The following is a 19,311-nucleotide window of genomic DNA, read 5'->3' as shown; positions in this document are numbered from 1 at the left end:
CCGGCTCCCACGGCCTTCGGCCAGAAGCAAATCGGCGTGGTGGGATGTCTCCCTCAACACGGCTTATTCCATTTCGCCATATCAAGCTCACTTTGCGTGATATGGGCTTGCGGCGATTGCCGGTATGATAGGCGACCCCCGCACGTCTGGATCGCGAACACGCCATGACCCTGCAGTATCCAACCATCGCCGATTGCATCGGCAACACCCCGCTGGTGCGTCTGCAACGCATGGCCGGGAATACCAGCAACACGTTGCTGCTCAAGCTCGAAGGCAATAACCCGGCCGGTTCCGTGAAGGACCGTCCGGCGCTGTCGATGATCACCCGCGCCGAACTGCGCGGGCAGATCCACCAGGGCGATACCCTGATCGAAGCCACCTCCGGCAACACCGGCATCGCCCTGGCCATGGCCGCGGCGATCAAGGGTTACCGCATGATCCTGATCATGCCGGACAACTCCAGCGCCGAGCGCAAGGCCGCCATGACCGCCTATGGCGCCGAGCTGATCCTGGTCAGCAAGGAAGAGGGCATGGAAGGCGCCCGCGATCTGGCTGACCGCATGCAGGCCGAAGGCCGTGGCAAGGTGCTGGACCAGTTCGCCAACGGCGACAACCCTGAAGCGCATTACACTGGCACCGGCCCGGAAATCTGGCGCCAGACCGGCGGCACCATCACTCATTTCGTCAGCTCCATGGGCACCACCGGCACCATCATGGGCACCTCGCGCTACCTCAAGGAGCAGAATCCCGAGATCCAGATCGTCGGCCTGCAACCGATGGACGGCGCGTCGATTCCCGGCATCCGCCGCTGGCCGCAGGAATACCTGCCGAAGATCTACCAGGCCGACCGCGTCGACCGCATCGTCGACATGGCCCAGGCCGAGGCCGAAGACGTCATGCGTCGTCTGGCCCGCGAAGAAGGCATCTTCTGCGGCGTGTCCTCGGGCGGCGCCGTGGCCGGGATGCTGCGCATCTCGCAGGAAGTCGAGAACGCGGTCATCGTGGCGATCATCTGCGACCGGGGCGACCGCTACCTGTCGACCGGCATTTACGATGCACCCAACTGATGGCCAAGCGTGATTCAGGCCTGCGCTTCCAGCCCAGTGGCGGCACCCGGACCGCGCAGGTCCCTACCGGTAAGAAACAACGCTTGAAGATCGAGCGGCTGTCCAACGACGGCCGCGGCATCGCTTTCATCGAGGGACGCACCTGGTTCGTCGCCGGCAGCCTGGCGGGCGAAGAGGTCGAAGCCCGAGTGCTGGGCGCCCACGGCAAGGTGGTTGAAGCCCGCACCGAGCGGGTGTTTCAGCCCAGCAGCCGGCGTCGCCCGGCGCCGTGTGCGCACTTCGGTCGTTGCGGCGGCTGCAGCGTGCAGCAGATGCCCCACGACGAACAGCTTGCCCTCAAACAGCGCATGCTCGCCGAGCAGTTGAGCCGGGTGGCGGGTGTCGAGCCCGAAGAATGGGCGGCGCCGTTGACCGGTGACGAATACGCCTACCGCCGCCGCGCCCGCATCGCCGTGCGCTGGGACGCCAAGGCCAAGCGCCTGGACGTCGGCTTTCGCGCAGCTTCCAGCCAGGACATCATCGCCATCGACCAATGCCCGGTGCTGGTACAGGCCTTGCAGCCGATCATGACAGCGTTGCCGGCGGTGCTCGGCAGTTTGAGCAAACCTCAGGCGCTGGGGCATGTCGAATTGTTCAGCGGCTCGGCCAACGCGGTGTTGCTGCGCCACACCGCGCCGCTTGCTGAAAAAGACGTGGCAACGCTCAAGGCATTTTGCGAGACCCATGACGCGCAGCTGTGGTTGCACGGCGAAGGCGAGCCTGAGCCAGTGGACCCTTCGGCCGAGCTGGGTTACCGCCTGGAGCCGTGGAATCTGCAACTGGCGTATCGCCCCGGCGACTTTGTGCAGGTCAATGCCCAGGTCAACACCGCGATGATCGAGCAGGCCCTGGCCTGGCTGGCACCGGCTGCAGACGAACGAGTACTGGACTTGTTCTGCGGGCTTGGTAACTTCGCTCTACCGCTGGCCCAGCGTGTGCGTGAAGTGGTGGCCGTGGAGGGTGTCGATACCATGGTTCAGCGTGCAACCGGCAACGCACTGAGCAATGATTTGCATAACGTGAAATTTTATCGGGCGGATCTGTCGCAGCCGCTGGACAAGGCGGCCTGGGTGGCGGATGGTTTCAGCGCGGTCCTGCTCGATCCTCCCCGTGACGGGGCGTTCGAGGTGGTCGGCAAGCTCAAGTCACTGGGCGCTAAACGATTGGTGTATGTGTCGTGCAACCCGGCAACCCTGGCGCGCGACACGGTGGAGTTGATCAGGCAGGGCTACCGTTTAAAACGTGCCGGAATCCTCGACATGTTCCCGCAGACAGCGCATGTCGAGGCGATGGCGTTATTTGAAGCGAGTAAGTGAGGCGCGGTTTCAAGGAGTTGAGTCAGCGCCTCACACGGAAGTCTCGTTTAATCCGACTGGCCCGCGTACGTGAACCTTGCATGGCCCGCAAGGCACGTATGCTTTTATAAGGCCGGCGACTGAAGGCGCATTTCATCGCGCCGTAGGGAAGGTAAGCAACATGGTACAGGTGAGAGCACACCAGCCGATAAACACAGACGGCAGTATCAATCTCGACGCATGGCTGGATCATGTGGTCAGCGTCGACCTCGCAGTGGACCGCCAGGCGTTGAAGGAAGCCTGCGAATTTGCCCGGCAGGCCGAGCAGCAGGACAACGCTGCCAAGAACCTCTGGGCCGAAGGCACGTCGAGTTTTCAGACGGGCCTGGAAATCGCCGAAATCCTGGCCGACCTCAAGCTCGACCAGGACTCATTGATCGCCGCCGTGATCTATCGCGGCGTGCGTGAAGGCAAGATTCCGTTGCCGGACGTCAGCCAGCGTTTCGGTCCCACCGTGACCAAGCTGATCGATGGCGTGCTGCGCATGGCGGCGATCAGCGCCAGTCTCAGCCCGCGCCAGTCGCTGGTGCTGGGCAGCCAGGTGCAGGTGGAGAACCTGCGCAAGATGCTGGTGGCCATGGTCGACGACGTGCGTGTGGCGCTGATCAAGCTCGCCGAGCGTACCTGCGCCATTCGTGCGGTGAAAAACGCCAGCGACGAAAAGCGCAACCGGGTAGCCCGGGAAGTCTTCGACATCTACGCGCCGCTGGCCCACCGCCTGGGTATCGGCCATATCAAATGGGAGCTGGAGGACCTGTCCTTCCGTTACCTGGAGCCTGAGCAGTACAAGCAGATCGCCAAGTTGCTGCACGAGCGCCGCCTGGATCGCGAGCGCTTCATCACCGACGTGATGTCGCAACTGGAAAACGAACTGCTGGCCACCGGCGTCACCGCCGACATCAGTGGCCGGGCCAAACACATCTATTCGATCTGGCGCAAAATGCAGCGCAAGGGTCTGGAATTCAGCCAGATCTACGACGTGCGTGCGGTGCGCGTGCTGGTTCCGGAAATGCGCGACTGCTACACCGCGCTGGGGATCGTCCACACCCTGTGGCGGCACATTCCCAAGGAGTTCGACGACTACATTGCCAACCCCAAGGAAAACGGCTACCGCTCGCTGCACACCGCGGTGATCGGCCCCGAGGGCAAGGTGCTGGAAGTGCAGATCCGCACCCACGCCATGCACGAAGAGGCCGAGCTTGGCGTCTGCGCCCACTGGAAGTACAAGGGCACCGACGTCAAATCCAGCTCCAACCATTACGAAGAGAAAATCTCCTGGCTGCGTCAGGTGCTCGAATGGCACGAGGAACTGGGTGACATCGGCGGCCTGGCCGAACAGCTGCGGGTCGACATCGAACCGGACCGGGTCTACGTGTTCACCCCCGACGGCCACGCCATCGACCTGCCCAAGGGCGCGACCCCGCTGGACTTCGCCTACCGCGTGCACACCGAGATCGGCCACAACTGCCGGGGCGCCAAGATCAACGGCCGCATCGTGCCGCTCAACTACAGCCTGCAGACCGGCGAGCAGGTCGAGATCATCACCAGCAAGCACGGCACGCCAAGCCGCGACTGGCTGAACTCGAACCTGGGTTACATCACCACCTCCCGCGCCCGGGCGAAGATCGTCCATTGGTTCAAGCTCCAGGCCCGCGATCAGAACGTCGCGGCGGGCAAGGTCCTGCTCGAACGCGAGCTGCTGCGCCTGGCGTTGCCGCAGGTGGACTTCGACCGGCTTGCTGAGAAAGCCAACATGAGGACCAGCGAGGACATGTTCGCCTCGCTGGGCGCCGGTGACTTGCGTCTGGCGCAACTGGTGAATCTGGCGCAAGCGCTGGTCGAGCCGGAGCGTGGCAACGAACAGCTGGAGCTGATCCCCCGCAAGGCGTCCGGTTACAAGCCGGGCAAGCGCGGCGACATCCAGATCCAGGGCGTCGGCAACCTGATGACGCAGATGGCCGGCTGCTGCCAGCCGTTGCCGGGCGATGCCATCGTCGGTTACATCACCCTCGGACGCGGCGTGAGTATTCACCGTCAGGACTGCGCCTCGGTGCTGCAGCTGGGCGGGCGCGAGCCGGAGCGGATCATCCAGGTCAGCTGGGGTCCGGTGCCGGTGCTCACCTACCCGGTGGACATCATCATCCGTGCCTACGACCGTTCCGGCCTGCTGCGCGACGTCTCGCAGGTGCTGCTCAACGAGCGCATCAACGTGCTGGCGGTCAACACCCGCTCGAACAAGGAAGACAACACCGCGCTGATGTCCCTGACCATCGAGATCCCCGGGCTGGACGCGCTGGGCCGCTTGCTGGGGCGCATCTCGCAGTTGCCGAACATCATCGAGACGCGGCGTAATCGCACACCATGACTTCGGCAGGCGACACATAGCGACGTAGCAGCACGGCTTGCCGGCGGGAGCGATCTTGAGGACGTCCCCGCCGGCAAGCCGTGCTGCTACGGGGCGGTGTCGTCTCAGGCAGGATCGGAACCTTATGTACCAACTTCAAGACCTCATCAACCTCATGGCCCGCCTGCGCGACCCGCAATACGGCTGCCCGTGGGACGTGAAGCAGAATTACGCGACCATCGTGCCGCACACCCTCGAAGAGGCCTACGAAGTGGCCGATGCCATCGAGCGCGGGGACTTCGATGACCTGCGCGGCGAACTGGGCGATCTGCTGTTTCAGGTGGTGTATTACTGCCAGCTGGCGCGGGAGGAGGGGCGATTCGAGTTCGACGGCGTGGTCGATGGCATCACCCGCAAACTGATTCGTCGTCACCCCCATGTGTTTCCCACCGGCGATCTCTATGCGCCGCTGGAAACGCCGCGCCTGAGCGAAGATCAGGTCAAGCATCGTTGGGAAGAGATCAAGGCCGAGGAACGCGCCGAGAAGGCCCATGTGCCTGAACAGTTGTCGTTGCTTGACGACGTGCCCGCCGTGTTGCCGGCGCTGTCCCGTGCGGCCAAGTTGCAGAAGCGCGCCGCCCAGGTCGGTTTCGACTGGCCCGAAGCGCTGCCGGTGATCGACAAGGTGCGCGAGGAGCTCGATGAGGTCCTCGAAGCCATGGCCGACAATGACCATGCGGCGATCAGCGAAGAAGTCGGCGACCTGCTGTTTGTCGTGGTCAATCTGGCCCGGCATCTGAAGGTCGACCCGGAGAATGCCCTGCGCGCCGCCAACGGCAAGTTTGAGCGACGCTTCCGATTTATCGAACAGGCCTTGCGCGAAGCCCGCCGCCCCATCGAAGATTGCAGCCTCGACGAGATGGACGCGCTCTGGGGCGAAGCCAAGCGCCAGGAAAAACACTCGCCCGACTGCGGCTGAGTTGACGTATCAGGCAAAGAGAGAGAAGACAGATGGCGGGTATTTCCCTTCGTGACCAGTTGCTCAAGGCAGGTCTGGTCAACGAGAAACAGGCCAAGCAGGTCGCCAAGAGCAAGCAGAAAGAACAGCGTCTGGTGCACAAGGGCCAGGCCGTGGCCGACGACACCAGCCAGCGTGCTGCCCAGGAAGCCATGGCCGAGAAGGCCAAGCGCGACCAGGAGTTGAACCGCCAGCAGCAGGAAAAGGCCGAGCAGAAGGCCCGTGCCGCCCAGGTCAAGCAGTTGATCGAAGCCACGCGCCTGCCCAAGCTGACCACCGAGGATTACTACAACTTCGTCGACGACAAGAAGGTCAAGCGCCTGTCGGTCAATGCGCTGATGCGCAGCAAGCTAAGCAGCGGCGCGCTGGCCATCGTCCACCACGGCGGCACCTACGAGGTGATCCCGCGCGAGGCTGCGCTCAAGGTCCAGGAACGCGACCCGCGCCGCATCGTGCTGCTCAGCGAGCCGACCGAAGAGCCGGATGGCGACGATCCGTATGCCGCGTACAAGATCCCTGACGATCTGATGTGGTAACGCCAGTCGGAATTTGATTCTGGCCGAAGGCCGTGGGAGCCGGCTTGCTGGCGAATGCGGTGGGTCATTCAATGTTGTGGTGTCTGACCTGACGCTTTCGCCAGCAAGCCGGCTCCCACAGAAAGCTGTCAGCATCTGACAAAACGACAAAACCCGCCTGATGGCGGGTTTTGTTTTGTTGCGATTCCGTTATTGCGATGGGCTCGCTGCCTTCTTGGCTTCCAGTTCCGCGAGCTCCGCTGCGTAACGCTGAGCGTCCGATTCGTGGTGGAACATCCCGACCAATTGGTCTTGTTGGCGTACATCCCAGATCTGAATGCCATCCGCGATGCTTTCATGGGATTTGTGCGCTTCGTCGCGTTCAGTAACCGTTACCGTCATATTGAAAACTCCTGACTCTTTGATATCTGCGGCAGGACGTCGCAGTGGCTTCTTTATAAAATTGGGTAGCTTGCTAAGTAAACCAACGGTTTTGGTAAAGGTTTTTTTCCGAAACGGAAAGAGTCGGCAAGTGCCTGTTTTTAATGGGGCTGTGGCGTTTTGTCGCAGCCTGGGCGCAGGGGTGAAGAATGTTTCATGTTGGATCGGGGAACAACCAGCGCCGCGAAATTGGCGGACGCAGACGATGAAGATTCCCTGTAGGAGCGAATTTATTCGCGAATGGCCATTCCACCCGACACATCTTCATCGCCTGAACGATCATTCGCTCCTACAGGGGTTCGATGTTTCCGTCCGGACATGAAAAAACCCCGCCAAGGGGCGGGGTTCTTGTGCAGCGCAGGATCAGGGCAATCAGCTGCCCTTGACCGCTTTGCCGTTCACCGTGCCGTCCTGCAGCATGATGTTGTATTCCTTGCCGTCGGTTTCGACCTGTTGCAGGCGCACCAGCAGGTAGTCGAAGTCCTTGGCGAACCACATCACGGTGATGCGCTTGTTCTGCGTCGGGTCACGCACGCGCTCGACCTTGATCGCGTCGACCGAGCCGACCTTGGTGTCGACCTTTTCCGAACCCAGCACGCGGAAGTCATAAGTGTCGACTTCGTCGCCGTCGACCACCTGATAGCTCATGCTCTTCTTGCCCGCGGCCACGTCGTGCTGCAGGGCGAGCTGGTAGGTGGATTTGTCGAGCACGCCAGTGTTGAGCGGGATCTTGATCGCATCGTTGCGATCCTTGCCGGTGATGAACTTGGTCGACCAGTCGAAATCCAGGTCAACGGTCTTGCTCTTGCCCAGGCCGCCACGTTCGAAGTGATAGGTCTGGGGCAGCAGGGTGTCTTTCTCGGATTTCAGGGTGCTGACTTCCGTCAGGCTGGCGATCATCATCGACGCCTTGAAGCTCAGGGTCCAGCTGCCGTTGGCGTTCTTTTCCAGGCTGCGGGTGGCGCTGCCGCCGCCGACGGGCAGTTGCTTGAAGTCAGCGGTGTAGCTGGCGGAGAACGGTTGAAGGTCTGCCGCGTTGACCGCAGGGAGTGCGAACAGGGCGAAAGCGAAGAGCAAAGCGCGACGCATAGAATCTCCTGGTTTCAATAGTAAAAGGCCCGAATCAGCTGGCCCGTATCAGGTGTCCAGTGGGTCCCAGTGGCTGGCCGTCCAGCAAGGCGCCCTGTGCGTCCAGGGCCAGACGGCCCTCGGCGAACCAGCGGATGGCCTTTGGGTAAATCAGGTGCTCCTGGCTGTGAACCCGCTGCGCCAGAGACGCTGGCGTGTCGTGCAACTCTACCGAAATAACAGCTTGTACGACCAGAGGCCCCCCATCGAGTTCCTCGGTGACGAAGTGCACGCTGCAGCCGTGCTCGACGTCGCCAGCCTCCAGCACGCGCTGGTGGGTGTGCAGGCCTTTATACCGCGGAAGCAATGACGGATGTATGTTCAGCAGGCGGCCGTGGTAATGACGCACGAAACCGGGAGTGAGAATGCGCATGAAGCCGGCGAGTACCACCAGCTTCGGCGCGAAGGCATCGATCGCCTCGATCAGCGCCGCGTCGAAGGCTTCGCGACCCTCGTATACGGTGTGATCGAGCACGCAGGTATCGATACCCGCGTTTCTGGCACGCTCGAGCCCGTAGGCATCGGCGCGGTTGGAAATCACCGCGCGGATGCGAGCCGGGCCCGCGTTGTCCTGAAAGCTGTCGATCATCGCCTGCAGGTTGCCACCGGTGCCGGACAGCAGCACCACTACATCACAAGGTTCACGCATGTCAGGCATCAGTGCGCCTTGACGTTCTTCAGCTCGACTTGTGCAGCGCCTTCGGCAGCAACGCCGATCTCGCCGATGACCCAAGGCTGCTCGCCCGCGTCACGCAGGACGTTCAGGGACGCCTCGACGTGCTCTTGGGCAACGCAGATGACCATGCCGACGCCGCAGTTCAGGACGCGGTGCATTTCGTGCTCGTCGACGTTGCCTTTCTCTTGCAGCCAGTCGAACACGGCAGGGCGGGTCCAGCTCGCCACGTCGACCACGGCTTGCGCGCCTTCTGGCAGCACGCGCGGGATGTTGTCCAGCAGGCCGCCGCCGGTGATGTGGGCCATGGCCTTCACCGCGCCGGTTTCCTTGATCAGCTTGAGCAGTTGCTTGACGTAGATGCGGGTCGGCGCCATCAGCAGGTCGGTCAGCGGCTTGCCGTCCAGCTGGACGTTCTCGATGTCGGCACCGGAGACTTCGATGATCTTGCGGATCAGCGAGTAGCCGTTGGAGTGCGGGCCCGAGGATGGCAGGGCGATCAGGGCGTCACCGGCAACGACTTTCGAGCCGTCGATGATCTCGGCCTTTTCCACCACGCCGACGCAGAAGCCGGCCAGGTCATAGTCTTCGCCTTCGTACATGCCTGGCATTTCAGCGGTTTCGCCGCCTACCAGCGAGCAGCCGGCCAGTTCGCAGCCAGCGCCGATGCCGGTCACCACTTGAGCGGCGGTGTCGACGTTCAGCTTGCCGGTGGCGTAGTAGTCCAGGAAGAACAGCGGCTCGGCGCCGCAGACCACCAGGTCGTTCACGCACATGGCGACCAGGTCGATGCCGATGCTGTCGTGCTTGTTCAGGTTCAGGGCCAGGCGCAGCTTGGTGCCGACGCCGTCGGTGCCGCTGACCAGGACCGGTTGCTTGTAGCCGGCCGGGATTTCGCACAGAGCGCCGAAGCCCCCCAGGCCGCCCATCACTTCCGGGCGCTTGGTGCGCTTGGCGACGCTCTTGATGCGTTCGACCAATGCTTCACCGGCGTCGATGTCTACACCGGCGTCTTTGTAGCTCAGGGAGGGTTGCTTGCTCATGATCCAGGCCTTTAGGGGGGGATTCGGGGTAACGACCGAGGTCGACGGCGCGGGGCCGTGTCATCGCCGGTCTGCGAAGGCGCGCGATTTTATCAGGGTTGGGCCCAAGCGGCCATCCTTGGGCCGACGGGCAGGGCCATGATGAAGAAAAAATAACCCGGTTTCTCGGGCCTGGCCGTTCGTCGGCAGGCAAATTAGGTGTAACTTCGCCCCGACAGGTGAGCGATTCGCACCGCGCGCGGTCAGAGTCGAGCCAGCCATTTTTTATGCAGCTATTTATAAGCATTTATATTCATCGCTTGGGGATTTTGTATGCGCCTGAAAAACTGCCTGTTCGCAGGCTGTCTGTCCCTCATGAGCCTCCCGGCCCTGGCCGAGACGGTGAACAATCTGTATCAGGTGCGCGAGCCGGTCAGCGGGCAAACGCCGGACGAAAGAACCCGCGCCACCCAGGCCGCGCTGGAAACCCTGGTCATCCGCCTGACCGGCGATGCGAAAGCCGCGCAGGGCCCGGGCCTGGCCGAGGTGCGCAAGGACCCGCAGCAGATCATCAGCCAATATGGCTATGACGCCGGCCCGCCCGAGTCGCTGCAGGTGGATTTCGACCCGGCGAGTACCGAGCGCGCGCTGCGTCAGGCCGGGCTTTCGCTGTGGGGCTCCAATCGCCCGGTGATCATGGCCTGGTGGCTGAATGACGCAACCGACGGCGCCAACCTGGTGGGCGACGGTCAGCCATCGGCCGAGCCACTGCGCCGCGCTGCGCAACACCGTGGCCTGCCGTTGCGTCTGCCGCTGGCCGACCTGAGCGAGCAGGGCATCGGCAACGCCAAGACCCTGGACGGCAACGACGTCACGCCTTTGAAACAAGCCTCCGAACGCTATGGCTCCGACGCGATTCTGGCCGTGCACGCGCAGGAGAACGGCGGCCAGTGGCAGGGCAAATGGCACCTGTGGCTGGGCGATAAATCCGAGCAGGGCAGCGCCAGCGGTGCCAGCCAGGCGGAGCTGGCCGATTCAGTGCTGCTGGCCGTGAGTCAGCGCCTGGCGCCGCGCTTCGTGGTCAAGCCCGGCGCGTCGTCGAGCATGGCGCTGGAAGTGTCGGGCATGAGCCTTGAACGTTACGCGCAATTGGGCCGTCTGCTGGAGCCCTTCGGTGGCCGGTTGAAGTCGGTCGACGCTGATCGCGTGGTGTTCGATGTCAGCGGCAGCCCGGATCAGCTGCGCTCGCAGCTGTCGCTGGCCAAATTGCAGGAAGTGCCGGCCGGTGAAGTGGCTCAGGCGCCGGTCGATGCCGCTCAGGTGCCTGCCGCGCCGAGTGCCGCACCGGCTCCTGCGCCAGCACCGGCTACGCAGACACTGCACTTTCGCTGGTAAGCGGGATCAGAGCGACGTTGCATGAAGCATATCCATTGGGTTTCGAGGGGCGGTAATGACTGATACGCGTCGTTGGTTCTGGATCGGCGGGGTACTCCTGCTGTGTCTGTTCGTCTGGCTGCTGCATGCGATTCTGTCGCCGTTTCTGGTGGCGCTGCTGCTGGCCTACATGGGCGACCCGCTGGCGGACCGCCTGGAAAAGCTCAAGATGTCGCGCACCTGGGCGGTGGTCACGGTGTTCCTGTTTTTCACCCTGATCTTCATGGGCCTGCTGCTGGTGCTGGTGCCGATGCTGGCCAAACAGCTGTACCGGCTGTACGAGCTGGCGCCGCAGATGCTCGACTGGCTGCAGCACACCGCGTTCCCGTGGGCGCAGGCCAAGCTCGGGCTGGCAGAAGGGTTCTGGAAGTTCGACAAGGTCAAGGCGGCGATTTCCGAGCACATGGGCCAGACGGGCGACATCGTTGGCATCGTGCTGTCCCAGGCCACCACCTCGACCCTGGCGCTGATCGGCTGGCTGACCAACCTGGTGCTGATCCCGGTGGTGTGCTTCTACCTGCTGCGCGACTGGGACGTGATGATGGCCAAGGTGCGCAGCCTGCTGCCGCGTCATCGCGAGAAGAAAATCGTCGCGCTGGCCGATGAGTGCCACGAAGTGCTTGGGGCGTTCATTCGCGGGCAGTTGCTGGTGATGGTCGCCCTGGGCGTGATCTACGCGGCGGGCCTGATGCTGGTGGGGCTGGAACTGGGCCTGTTGATCGGCGTGATCGCGGGCCTTGCGGCCATCGTGCCTTATATGGGTTTTGTGATCGGCATCGGCTCGGCGATTCTGGCGGGCTTCTTCCAGTTCGGCGGTGACCTGTATCCGATGCTGGGCATCGTCGCGGTGTTCATGGTCGGGCAGGCGCTGGAAGGCATGGTGCTGACGCCGCTGCTGGTGGGCGACCGCATCGGCCTGCACCCGGTGGCGGTGATCTTCGCGATCCTGGCCGGCGGCGAGCTGTTCGGCTTTACCGGGATTCTGCTGGCCCTGCCGGTGGCGGCGGTGATCATGGTTCTGGTGCGGCATGTGCACGATCTGTACAAGGATTCGGATATCTACGGCGGGATGGAGGATCCGGATTTGTGACGTCGCAAACGGATCTTTCTGTAGGAGCGAATTCATTCGCGATTGGCCGGTGCATCCGATGCACCTTTGGCGTCTGACCCAATTTCGCGAATGAATTCGCTCCTACAGCGGATTGTCGAAATCCGGGCAATCCGCGTCTTGGCACGGGCTAGACGCAACCCTTTGATTTTGCAGGCCGTCTGACACATTGTGTGACCCGCCGCGCAGGTATAAACTTTGCACACTTTACCCAGAGGCCCCTTGGCGGTTCGTTCGCGGATCGTTTAGCCAGCATGAAACCAGTTCAGCTGCCCCTGAGTGTGCGTCTGCGCGACGACGCCACCTTCATCAATTACTACCCGGGCGCCAACGCCGCTGCACTCGGCTATGTCGAGCGTCTGTGCGAGGCCGACGCCGGGTGGACTGAAAGCCTGATCTATCTGTGGGGCAAGAACGGGGTAGGGCGCACGCATCTGTTGCAGGCGGCCTGCCTGCGTCTGACGCAACTGGGCGAGCCCGCCGTTTACCTGCCCATGGCCGAGCTGCTCGAAGAAGGCGTCGAGCTGTTCGACCACCTGGAGCAATACGAACTGGTGTGCCTGGACGACCTGCAAGCCGTCGTCGGCAAGCCGGAGTGGGAAGAGGCACTGTTCCATCTGTTCAATCGCCTGCGTGACAGCGGCCGTCGCCTGCTGATCGCCGCGTCCTGCTCGCCTCGCGAATTGCCGGTCAAGCTGGCTGACCTCAAGTCCCGCCTGACCATGGCCCTGGTGTTCCAGATGCGCCTGCTGTCCGACGAGGAAAAACTCCGAGCCCTGCAATTGCGCGCATCCCGTCGCGGCCTGCACCTGACCGATGAAGTCGGCCATTTCATCCTGACCCGCGGCAAGCGCAGCATGAGCGCCTTGTTCGATTTGCTCGAACAGCTCGACCAGGCCTCGTTGCAGGCCCAGCGCAAGCTGACCATTCCTTTCCTTAAAGAGACGCTGGGCTGGTGAGCCTGCCAGCGGTCGATCCAGCCATCGTGCTGCAGACGGCCGCTGCACTGCGTCGTGCCAGGCGTATCCTGATCATCACCGGTGCCGGGTTGTCCGCCGATTCGGGTTTGCCGACCTACCGCGGCGTCGGCGGCTTGTACAACGGCCACACCGACGACGGCCTGCCGATCGAAATGGCGCTGTCCGGGCCGATGCTGCGCCGCGACCCGGCGCTGTGCTGGAAATACATTGCCCAATTAGGCAGCGCGTGCCTGGGCGGACGGCCCAATGCGGCGCATTACGCGATCGCCCAGTTGCAGCGGCACAAGCCCGAATGCTGGGTGCTGACGCAGAATGTCGACGGTTATCATCGCGCGGCGGGCAGCCCGCCGGAGCGGCTGATCGAGATTCACGGCAACCTCGCGCCGCTCTATTGCCAGTCCTGCGGCGCACAAGACCCTCAATTGAGTGAACACCTCACCCGGCCATTGCCGCCCTTGTGCAGGCAATGCCAAGGCGTATTGCGCCCGCCGGTGGTGCTGTTCGAGGAAATGTTGCCAGAGCTGGCATTGAATGTGCTGTACGAGGAGATGGCGAAAGGCTTCGATGCTGTGCTCAGTATTGGTACCACCGCCAGCTTCCCGTATATTCACGAGCCGATGCTGCGCACGCGGGTCACGGGAGGCTTTACCGCCGAGATAAATCCCTCGTCGACCGACCACTCCGTGCACATGGACGCCTTTCTGAGGTGTCGGGCCTTAGATGTCATGGAGTCACTGGTAAGTCACATTTGTGTCGATTGAATTTGCAAATGATGACGATAGAGGGCATAGTCTCGCCTTCTTTACAAAATTGCCACGGTCGTGCCCATGCTGAATCGCTTCGCACCCCTCGTGCCTCTCGCACTCGTTACGCTGCTGTTCGGCTGCGCGGCCCAGATGCCAGCGTCGCAACAACAGTCGCAGAATCCTCAGATGAAGGATTCGGTTACCGCTCAAAGCGCTGCCAAGCGTGCCGATTACTCGGGTTCCGTACTGGACGACGAGATCGCCACCGAAGACGAACTGGCCCAGTTTGAAGGCAACAAGCCTTACCAACTGCCGGTTCTGGCTGACAGCATCCTGGAACGTGGCAAGTCGCTGATCGGTACCCGCTACCGTTTCGGTGGTACCTCCACCACTTCGGGCTTCGATTGCAGCGGTTTCATCGGTTTCCTGTTCCGCGAAGAGGCTGGCATGAGCCTGCCGCGTTCCTCGCGTGAAATGATCAACATCGATGCCCCACTGGTCAAACGCAACGACCTCAAGCCAGGCGATCTGCTGTTCTTCAGCACCGCAGGCCGCGGCCGCGTCAGCCACGCCGGTATCTACCTGGGCGATGATCAGTTCATCCACTCCAGCAGCCGCCGCAGCGGTGGTGTGCGCGTCGATAGCCTCGACGACGCCTACTGGGCCCGTACTTTCATCGAAGCCAAGCGCGCGCTGGCCATGGCACCTTCCAAGGTTCCGGAAACAACGACTGCGATGACTTCGACTACAATCAAGCGCCAACACCGCAAGTAACCGTTTTACCGGGTGTGCAATCAGGGAAAGCCTGATTGCACGCAGTCCTGGCTCCCGGCAGAGTTCGCCGCATCCTAGAAAGGTTGTTGTGTTTATGTCGTTTACGGTTCGCCTGGCTGTCGTATCACTGGCTACATTGCTGGCTGCTTGTTCCAGCACTCCACCGCCAGCCCCTCCCAAGGTCGTTTCCAGGCCTGTGGTTTCCGCTCCTCCCCAGTTTTCTTCCCCGCTCGCCGATGACGTGCTGTTGCGTGCCATCGGGCTGGTCGGCACGCCCTATCGCTGGGGCGGCAACACGCCGGATTCAGGGTTCGATTGCAGTGGCCTGATCGGCTATGTCTACCAGGGCGCCGCCGGTATCAGCCTGCCGCGCTCGACACGCGAGATGATCAACCTGCGCGGCCCGGACATCGACCGCAGCCAGTTGCAGACCGGTGATCTGGTGTTCTTTGCCACCAACGGCGGCTCCAACGTCAGCCACGCCGGGATCTACGTCGGCGAAGGGCGTTTCGTGCATGCACCGGCCACCGGCGGCACGGTCAAGCTCGACAGCCTCGACAAGCCGTATTGGCAGAAAGCCTGGCTCAATGCCAAGCGGGTGATTCAGCCGTCGAATCTTGCCAGGCAGTAAGCAGGACTGCCTCTGGCCGAAGGCCGTAGGAGCCCGACTTGTCGGCGATCTGGCGCGAAGCGGCAGCAAAACACTTCACCCCGCCGTGTCAGACACACTGGATGCACAGGGTTTACTGCCGGTTCCCGGCAGATCGCCTGCAAGCAGGGCTCCTACGCCCTCCGGGCAGAAGCGGATCGTGCAACGGCTTTCATCAGTTAGCCGCCTGCACCGTCCGCGCCGCCGTCACTCGCCAGATCTTGTTGCCGACGTCATCGGCCACCAGCACGCCGCCCTTGTTGTCGTTGACCACGCCCACCGGCCGGCCCTGGGCCTTTTCATCGGCGTTGAGGAAGCCAGTCAACAGATCCACCGGTGTACCGCTCGGCTTGCCATCCTTGAACGGCACGAACAGCACCTTGTAGCCGCTGTGGGGTTTGCGGTTCCAGGAGCCGTGCTGGCCCACGAACAACCCCTCGTTGAACGGTGCTGGCAGTGATTTGCCATCGGCGAAGGCCAGGCCCAGCGAGGCGGTGTGCGGGCCCACGGCAAAGTCAGGAGCGATGGCTTTCTGTACCAGCTCGGGGTTCTGCGGGGACACACGAACATCCACATGCTGGCCGTAATAGCTGAACGGCCAGCCGTAAAAACCGCCGTCCTTCACCGAGGTCACATAGTCGGGCACCAGATCGCTGCCGATTTCGTCGCGCTCGTTCACCGCCGTCCACAATTTGCCAGTCACCGGGTCCCAGTCCATGCCGTTGGGGTTGCGCAGGCCTGAAGCGAAGATCCGGTGGTTGCCGGTGGCGGCGTCCACTTCCCAGATCGCGGCGCGTTCTTTTTCGGCATCCAGCCCGTTCTCGCCAACGTTGCTGTTCGAACCCACGGTCACGTAGAGCTTCTTGCCGTCCCGGCTGGCGATGACGTTCTTGGTCCAGTGGTGGTTGAGCGTGCCGCCGGGCAAGTCAGTGACTTTCAGCGGCTCGCCCTTGATCGAGGTCTCGCCCGGCACATAGTTGAAGCGCAGCAGGCGATCGGTGTCGGCGACGTAAAAGTTGTTACCCACCAGCGCCATGCCGAAGGGCGAATTGAGGTGGTCGATAAAGACCGTGCGGGTTTCCGCGACGCCGTCGTGGTCCTTGTCGCGCAGCAGGGTGATGCGGTTCGGACTGGGCACGCCCGCGCCCGCGCGGCCCATGACTTTCTTCATGACCCAGCCGCGAATGCCCTTGCCGTCGTCGGGTTTGGGCGGTGCGTTGGTTTCGGCCACCAGCACGTCGCCATTGGGCAACACGTACAGCCAGCGCGGGTGGTCGAGGTTTTCGGCGAAGGCCGCCACCTGGGTGCCCGGCGCTGCGACCGGCCTGGCGCCGGCCGGCCAGCCCACGGCCGGGGCGATGTTCACAGTGGGGATCAGGGTCTTGTTCGGCTCGGGCAACTGGGGCGAGGGGCCCATGCCGTCGGCCACCTGCAACCTGGAGGATTCACCGCAGGCCGAAAGGCCCGCCGCTACCAACAGCAACATCACAACCTGGGGTTTGCGCGTGAGCATCTTCGATCTCCCTTTCCTGGCAGTCATGCAATGGCATGTGTATGAAATAGAGACGCAGTGCGGTAAGGGGTTCAACCGCAGAACAAACGCCTGTTCGATTGACGCTCCGGGGTCAACCCTCTAACCTTCGCCGATTGTTTCAGGTGCCCGCGACCGCGACCGGTCGACAGGGTGAAACAGGGAAGCCGGTGCGAGCGTTCGCGATCTATCCCGGCACTGCCTCCGCAACGGTAAATGAGTCAAGGCTGCGCACGATGCCACTGTGTCCATGGGCATGGGAAGGCGCGCGGCCGGCAGCATCGCTCATGAGTCCGGAGACCGGCCTGATCCACCCGAACGGCATCACGGAGGGCGATGCTCTGCGCAGGCCCGGACTGTTCCGGTGCCTGCTGTCAGTCCTTGCCTGCGTCCTTCGTCTGTCCTGTCTGCCCCTCAAGCGGAGAGCCGAGATGAGCGAATCCCCCGAACGTGACGAACGCCACCTGGCGCGCATGCAGCGCAAGAAAGCGATCATCGATGAGCGCATTGCCAGCGCACCCAACGAATGCGGCCTGCTGGTGGTACTGACCGGCAACGGCAAAGGCAAGAGCAGCTCGGCCTTCGGCATGCTCGCCCGGGCCATGGGCCACGGCATGCAGTGCGGCGTGGTGCAGTTCATCAAGGGGCGTAATGCCACCGGCGAGGAGCTGTTCTTCCGCCGCTTCCCCGAGCAGGTGCGCTACCACGTCATGGGCGAAGGCTTCACCTGGGAAACCCAGGACCGCCAGCGTGATATCGCCGCCGCCGAGGCCGCCTGGGCGGTCACCCGGCAGATGCTGCGCGATCCGGAGATCGGCCTGGTGATCCTCGATGAGCTGAACATCGCCCTCAAGCACGGCTATCTGGATCTTGATCAGGTCCTTGGCGACCTGCAGGCCCGCCCGCCGATGCAGCATGTGGTGATCACCGGCCGTGGCGCCAAGCAGGAACTGATCGACCTGTCCGACACCGTTTCCGAGATCGCCGTGGTCAAGCACGCGTTCCAGGCCGGTATCAAGGCGCAGAAGGGCATCGAGCTGTGAGTGAGCCGCGCACCTGTCCCGCGGTGCTGATCGCCGCGCCTGCTTCCGGGCAGGGCAAGACCACCGTCACCGCCGCGCTGGCCCGCCTGCATCGCAATCAGGGGCGCAAGGTGCGGGTGTTCAAATGCGGGCCGGATTTTCTCGACCCGATGATTCTGGAGCGCGCCAGCGGCCATCCGGTCTATCAGCTCGACATGTGGATGGTGGGTGAAGACGAGAGCCGGCGCCTGCTCTGGGAAGCGGCGGGCGAGGCCGACCTGATCCTGATCGAAGGCGTGATGGGGCTGTTCGACGGCACGCCGTCCAGCGCTGACCTGGCGCGGCACTTCGGCGTGCCGGTGCTCGGCGTGATCGACGGCACCGCCATGGCTCAGACCTTTGGCGCCCTGGCGCTGGGCCTTGCGCGTTATCAGCCGGACCTGCCTTTTGCCGGGGTGCTGGCCAATCGCGTGGGCACAGTGCGCCATGCGCAATTGCTCGAAGGCAGCCTCACGGAAGGCCTGCGCTGGTACGGCGCGCTCTCCCGGGAAACCGGGATCGAGCTGCCGAGCCGCCATCTGGGCCTGGTTCAGGCCAGCGAGCTGAACGATCTGGACGTTCGCCTGGACGCCGCCGCTGCCGCGTTGGCCAGCACCTGCGATTCAGCCCTGCCGCCTGCGGTGACCTTTGCCGCGCCGCAGATCGTGCCGGTCGAACCGTGGCTTGCCGGTGTGCGCATCGCCGTGGCCCATGACGAAGCCTTCGCCTTTACCTACGGCGCCAGCCTCGACTTGCTGCGGGCGATGGGCGCCACGCTCAAGTTTTTCTCGCCGATCCGCGACCGGCAGTTGCCCGACGCGGACAGCCTGTACCTGCCCGGTGGCTACCCGGAATTGCACCATGTGGCGCTGGGGCAAAACGTCTCGATGCTCGACGCCATTCGCGCTCACCACGCCGCTGGCAAACCGCTGCTGGCCGAGTGTGGCGGCATGCTGTACCTGCTCAACGCCCTGACCGATGTCGATGGCCAGCGCGCCGAACTGGTGGGCCTGCTCGATGGCGAGGCGGTGATGCAGAAGCGTCTGGCGGCCCTGGCGTTGCAGGCTGTCGACTTGCCCGAAGGCACCTTGCGCGGGCACACCTATCACCATTCGCTGACCAGCACCGAACTGACCCCGATTGCCCGGGGCGTGAGCCCCAATGGCGGCCGTGGCGCCGAAGCGGTGTACCGCGAAGGGCGGATGACCGCCTCGTACGTGCATTTTTATTTCCCGTCCAACCCCAAGGCGATGGCGGCGCTGCTCAAGCCATGACGGTGTCTTCGCACATGCTGCGCCCGTTGCCTGTGGGAGTGAGCTTGCTCACGAATCAGAGCTGGCTGACGCCGCTGCATTTCCCGCAAAGCGCGTTCGTGAGCAAGCTCACTCCCACAGGTTGTTTGTCGATTCGGGCGTTGGTGGCAGGT

At 63.1% G+C, this 19,311-nt stretch carries 18 protein-coding genes and 1 riboswitch; of the genes, 13 read left to right on the top strand and 5 right to left on the bottom strand.

What is annotated here, in order from left to right; translation table 11 throughout:
* Positions 1-164: 164 nt before the first annotated feature.
* The 5 genes from cysM (at position 165) to AC1MEK_RS03130 (ending at position 6,359) form a co-directional block, all read left to right on the top strand.
* A complete protein-coding gene (gene cysM / locus AC1MEK_RS03150; protein WP_480394813.1) occupies positions 165-1,067 on the top strand; it encodes a cysteine synthase CysM in 903 nt (300 codons plus the stop codon).
* Complete coding sequence (gene rlmD, locus AC1MEK_RS03145) at positions 1,067-2,422, top strand: 23S rRNA (uracil(1939)-C(5))-methyltransferase RlmD (RefSeq protein WP_480394812.1); 1,356 nt, start codon at positions 1,067-1,069, stop codon at positions 2,420-2,422. Before cysM ends, rlmD begins: the two co-directional genes overlap by 1 nt.
* A 160-nt stretch (positions 2,423-2,582) precedes the next feature.
* Positions 2,583-4,826 (top strand): GTP diphosphokinase, encoded by a 2,244-nt coding sequence (relA, locus tag AC1MEK_RS03140; protein ID WP_480394811.1) that lies wholly within the window; start codon positions 2,583-2,585, stop codon positions 4,824-4,826.
* 124 nt (positions 4,827-4,950) lie between these two features.
* Positions 4,951-5,784, top strand: coding sequence for a nucleoside triphosphate pyrophosphohydrolase (mazG, locus tag AC1MEK_RS03135; RefSeq protein ID WP_480394810.1), 834 nt, complete (start codon positions 4,951-4,953; stop codon positions 5,782-5,784).
* A 32-nt stretch (positions 5,785-5,816) separates the two neighbouring features.
* Positions 5,817-6,359 carry a DUF2058 domain-containing protein gene (locus AC1MEK_RS03130; protein WP_480394809.1) on the top strand — a complete coding sequence of 181 codons (543 nt, stop codon included), beginning with the start codon at positions 5,817-5,819 and terminating at the stop codon, positions 6,357-6,359.
* A 189-nt stretch (positions 6,360-6,548) separates the two neighbouring features.
* Here the strand turns inward: AC1MEK_RS03130 and AC1MEK_RS03125 are convergent, their stop codons facing one another.
* The 4 genes from AC1MEK_RS03125 to purM form a co-directional block, all read right to left on the bottom strand.
* Positions 6,549-6,740: a hypothetical protein gene (locus tag AC1MEK_RS03125; RefSeq protein ID WP_480394808.1), complete on the bottom strand. Its 192-nt coding sequence runs from the start codon at positions 6,738-6,740 to the stop codon at positions 6,549-6,551.
* A gap of 411 nt (positions 6,741-7,151) precedes the next feature.
* Positions 7,152-7,868: a DUF3108 domain-containing protein gene (locus AC1MEK_RS03120; protein ID WP_480394807.1), complete on the bottom strand. Its 717-nt coding sequence runs from the start codon at positions 7,866-7,868 to the stop codon at positions 7,152-7,154.
* Between the two features lie 34 nt (positions 7,869-7,902).
* Positions 7,903-8,556, bottom strand: a complete 654-nt coding sequence (gene purN, locus AC1MEK_RS03115; protein WP_480394806.1) for a phosphoribosylglycinamide formyltransferase — start codon at positions 8,554-8,556, stop codon at positions 7,903-7,905.
* An 8-nt stretch (positions 8,557-8,564) separates the two neighbouring features.
* Entirely contained in the window at positions 8,565-9,623 is a 1,059-nt protein-coding gene (gene purM, locus AC1MEK_RS03110) for a phosphoribosylformylglycinamidine cyclo-ligase (RefSeq protein ID WP_480394805.1), read from the bottom strand.
* A gap of 312 nt (positions 9,624-9,935) precedes the next feature.
* Here purM and AC1MEK_RS03105 point away from each other — a divergent pair, with 312 nt between their 5' ends.
* From AC1MEK_RS03105 to AC1MEK_RS03080, 6 genes are all read left to right on the top strand, one after another.
* Entirely contained in the window at positions 9,936-10,997 is a 1,062-nt protein-coding gene (locus AC1MEK_RS03105) for a DUF2066 domain-containing protein (RefSeq protein WP_480394804.1), read from the top strand.
* A 55-nt stretch (positions 10,998-11,052) separates the two neighbouring features.
* The gene (locus AC1MEK_RS03100) at positions 11,053-12,126 is read left to right on the top strand and encodes an AI-2E family transporter (RefSeq protein ID WP_480394803.1); all 1,074 of its coding nucleotides are present in this window, start codon (positions 11,053-11,055) and stop codon (positions 12,124-12,126) included.
* A 272-nt stretch (positions 12,127-12,398) separates the two neighbouring features.
* Positions 12,399-13,103 carry a DnaA regulatory inactivator Hda gene (gene hda, locus AC1MEK_RS03095; protein ID WP_274135360.1) on the top strand — a complete coding sequence of 235 codons (705 nt, stop codon included), beginning with the start codon at positions 12,399-12,401 and terminating at the stop codon, positions 13,101-13,103.
* A 2-nt stretch (positions 13,104-13,105) separates the two neighbouring features.
* Entirely contained in the window at positions 13,106-13,885 is a 780-nt protein-coding gene (locus AC1MEK_RS03090; RefSeq protein ID WP_480395258.1) for an NAD-dependent protein deacylase, read from the top strand.
* Between the two features lie 66 nt (positions 13,886-13,951).
* The gene (locus tag AC1MEK_RS03085) at positions 13,952-14,644 is read left to right on the top strand and encodes a C40 family peptidase (RefSeq protein ID WP_480394802.1); all 693 of its coding nucleotides are present in this window, start codon (positions 13,952-13,954) and stop codon (positions 14,642-14,644) included.
* A 94-nt stretch (positions 14,645-14,738) separates the two neighbouring features.
* The gene (locus AC1MEK_RS03080; RefSeq protein WP_480394801.1) at positions 14,739-15,275 is read left to right on the top strand and encodes a C40 family peptidase; all 537 of its coding nucleotides are present in this window, start codon (positions 14,739-14,741) and stop codon (positions 15,273-15,275) included.
* Between the two features lie 193 nt (positions 15,276-15,468).
* Here the strand turns inward: AC1MEK_RS03080 and AC1MEK_RS03075 are convergent, their stop codons facing one another.
* Positions 15,469-16,806: a PQQ-dependent sugar dehydrogenase gene (locus AC1MEK_RS03075; RefSeq protein ID WP_480394800.1), complete on the bottom strand. Its 1,338-nt coding sequence runs from the start codon at positions 16,804-16,806 to the stop codon at positions 15,469-15,471.
* Between the two features lie 124 nt (positions 16,807-16,930).
* A riboswitch (cobalamin riboswitch) is annotated at positions 16,931-17,147 on the top strand.
* 108 nt (positions 17,148-17,255) lie between these two features.
* On the opposite strand from AC1MEK_RS03075, the gene cobO reads away from it, so the two are divergent.
* Positions 17,256-17,867, top strand: coding sequence for a cob(I)yrinic acid a,c-diamide adenosyltransferase (cobO, locus tag AC1MEK_RS03070; RefSeq protein ID WP_480394799.1), 612 nt, complete (start codon positions 17,256-17,258; stop codon positions 17,865-17,867).
* Positions 17,864-19,159 carry a cobyrinic acid a,c-diamide synthase CobB gene (locus AC1MEK_RS03065; protein ID WP_480394798.1) on the top strand — a complete coding sequence of 432 codons (1,296 nt, stop codon included), beginning with the start codon at positions 17,864-17,866 and terminating at the stop codon, positions 19,157-19,159. Before cobO ends, AC1MEK_RS03065 begins: the two co-directional genes overlap by 4 nt.
* Positions 19,160-19,311 lie beyond the last annotated feature (152 nt).

The sequence above is a fragment of the Pseudomonas sp. 2 genome (assembly GCF_056627435.1).
This window is presented reverse-complemented; position numbering and strand designations above follow the sequence as displayed.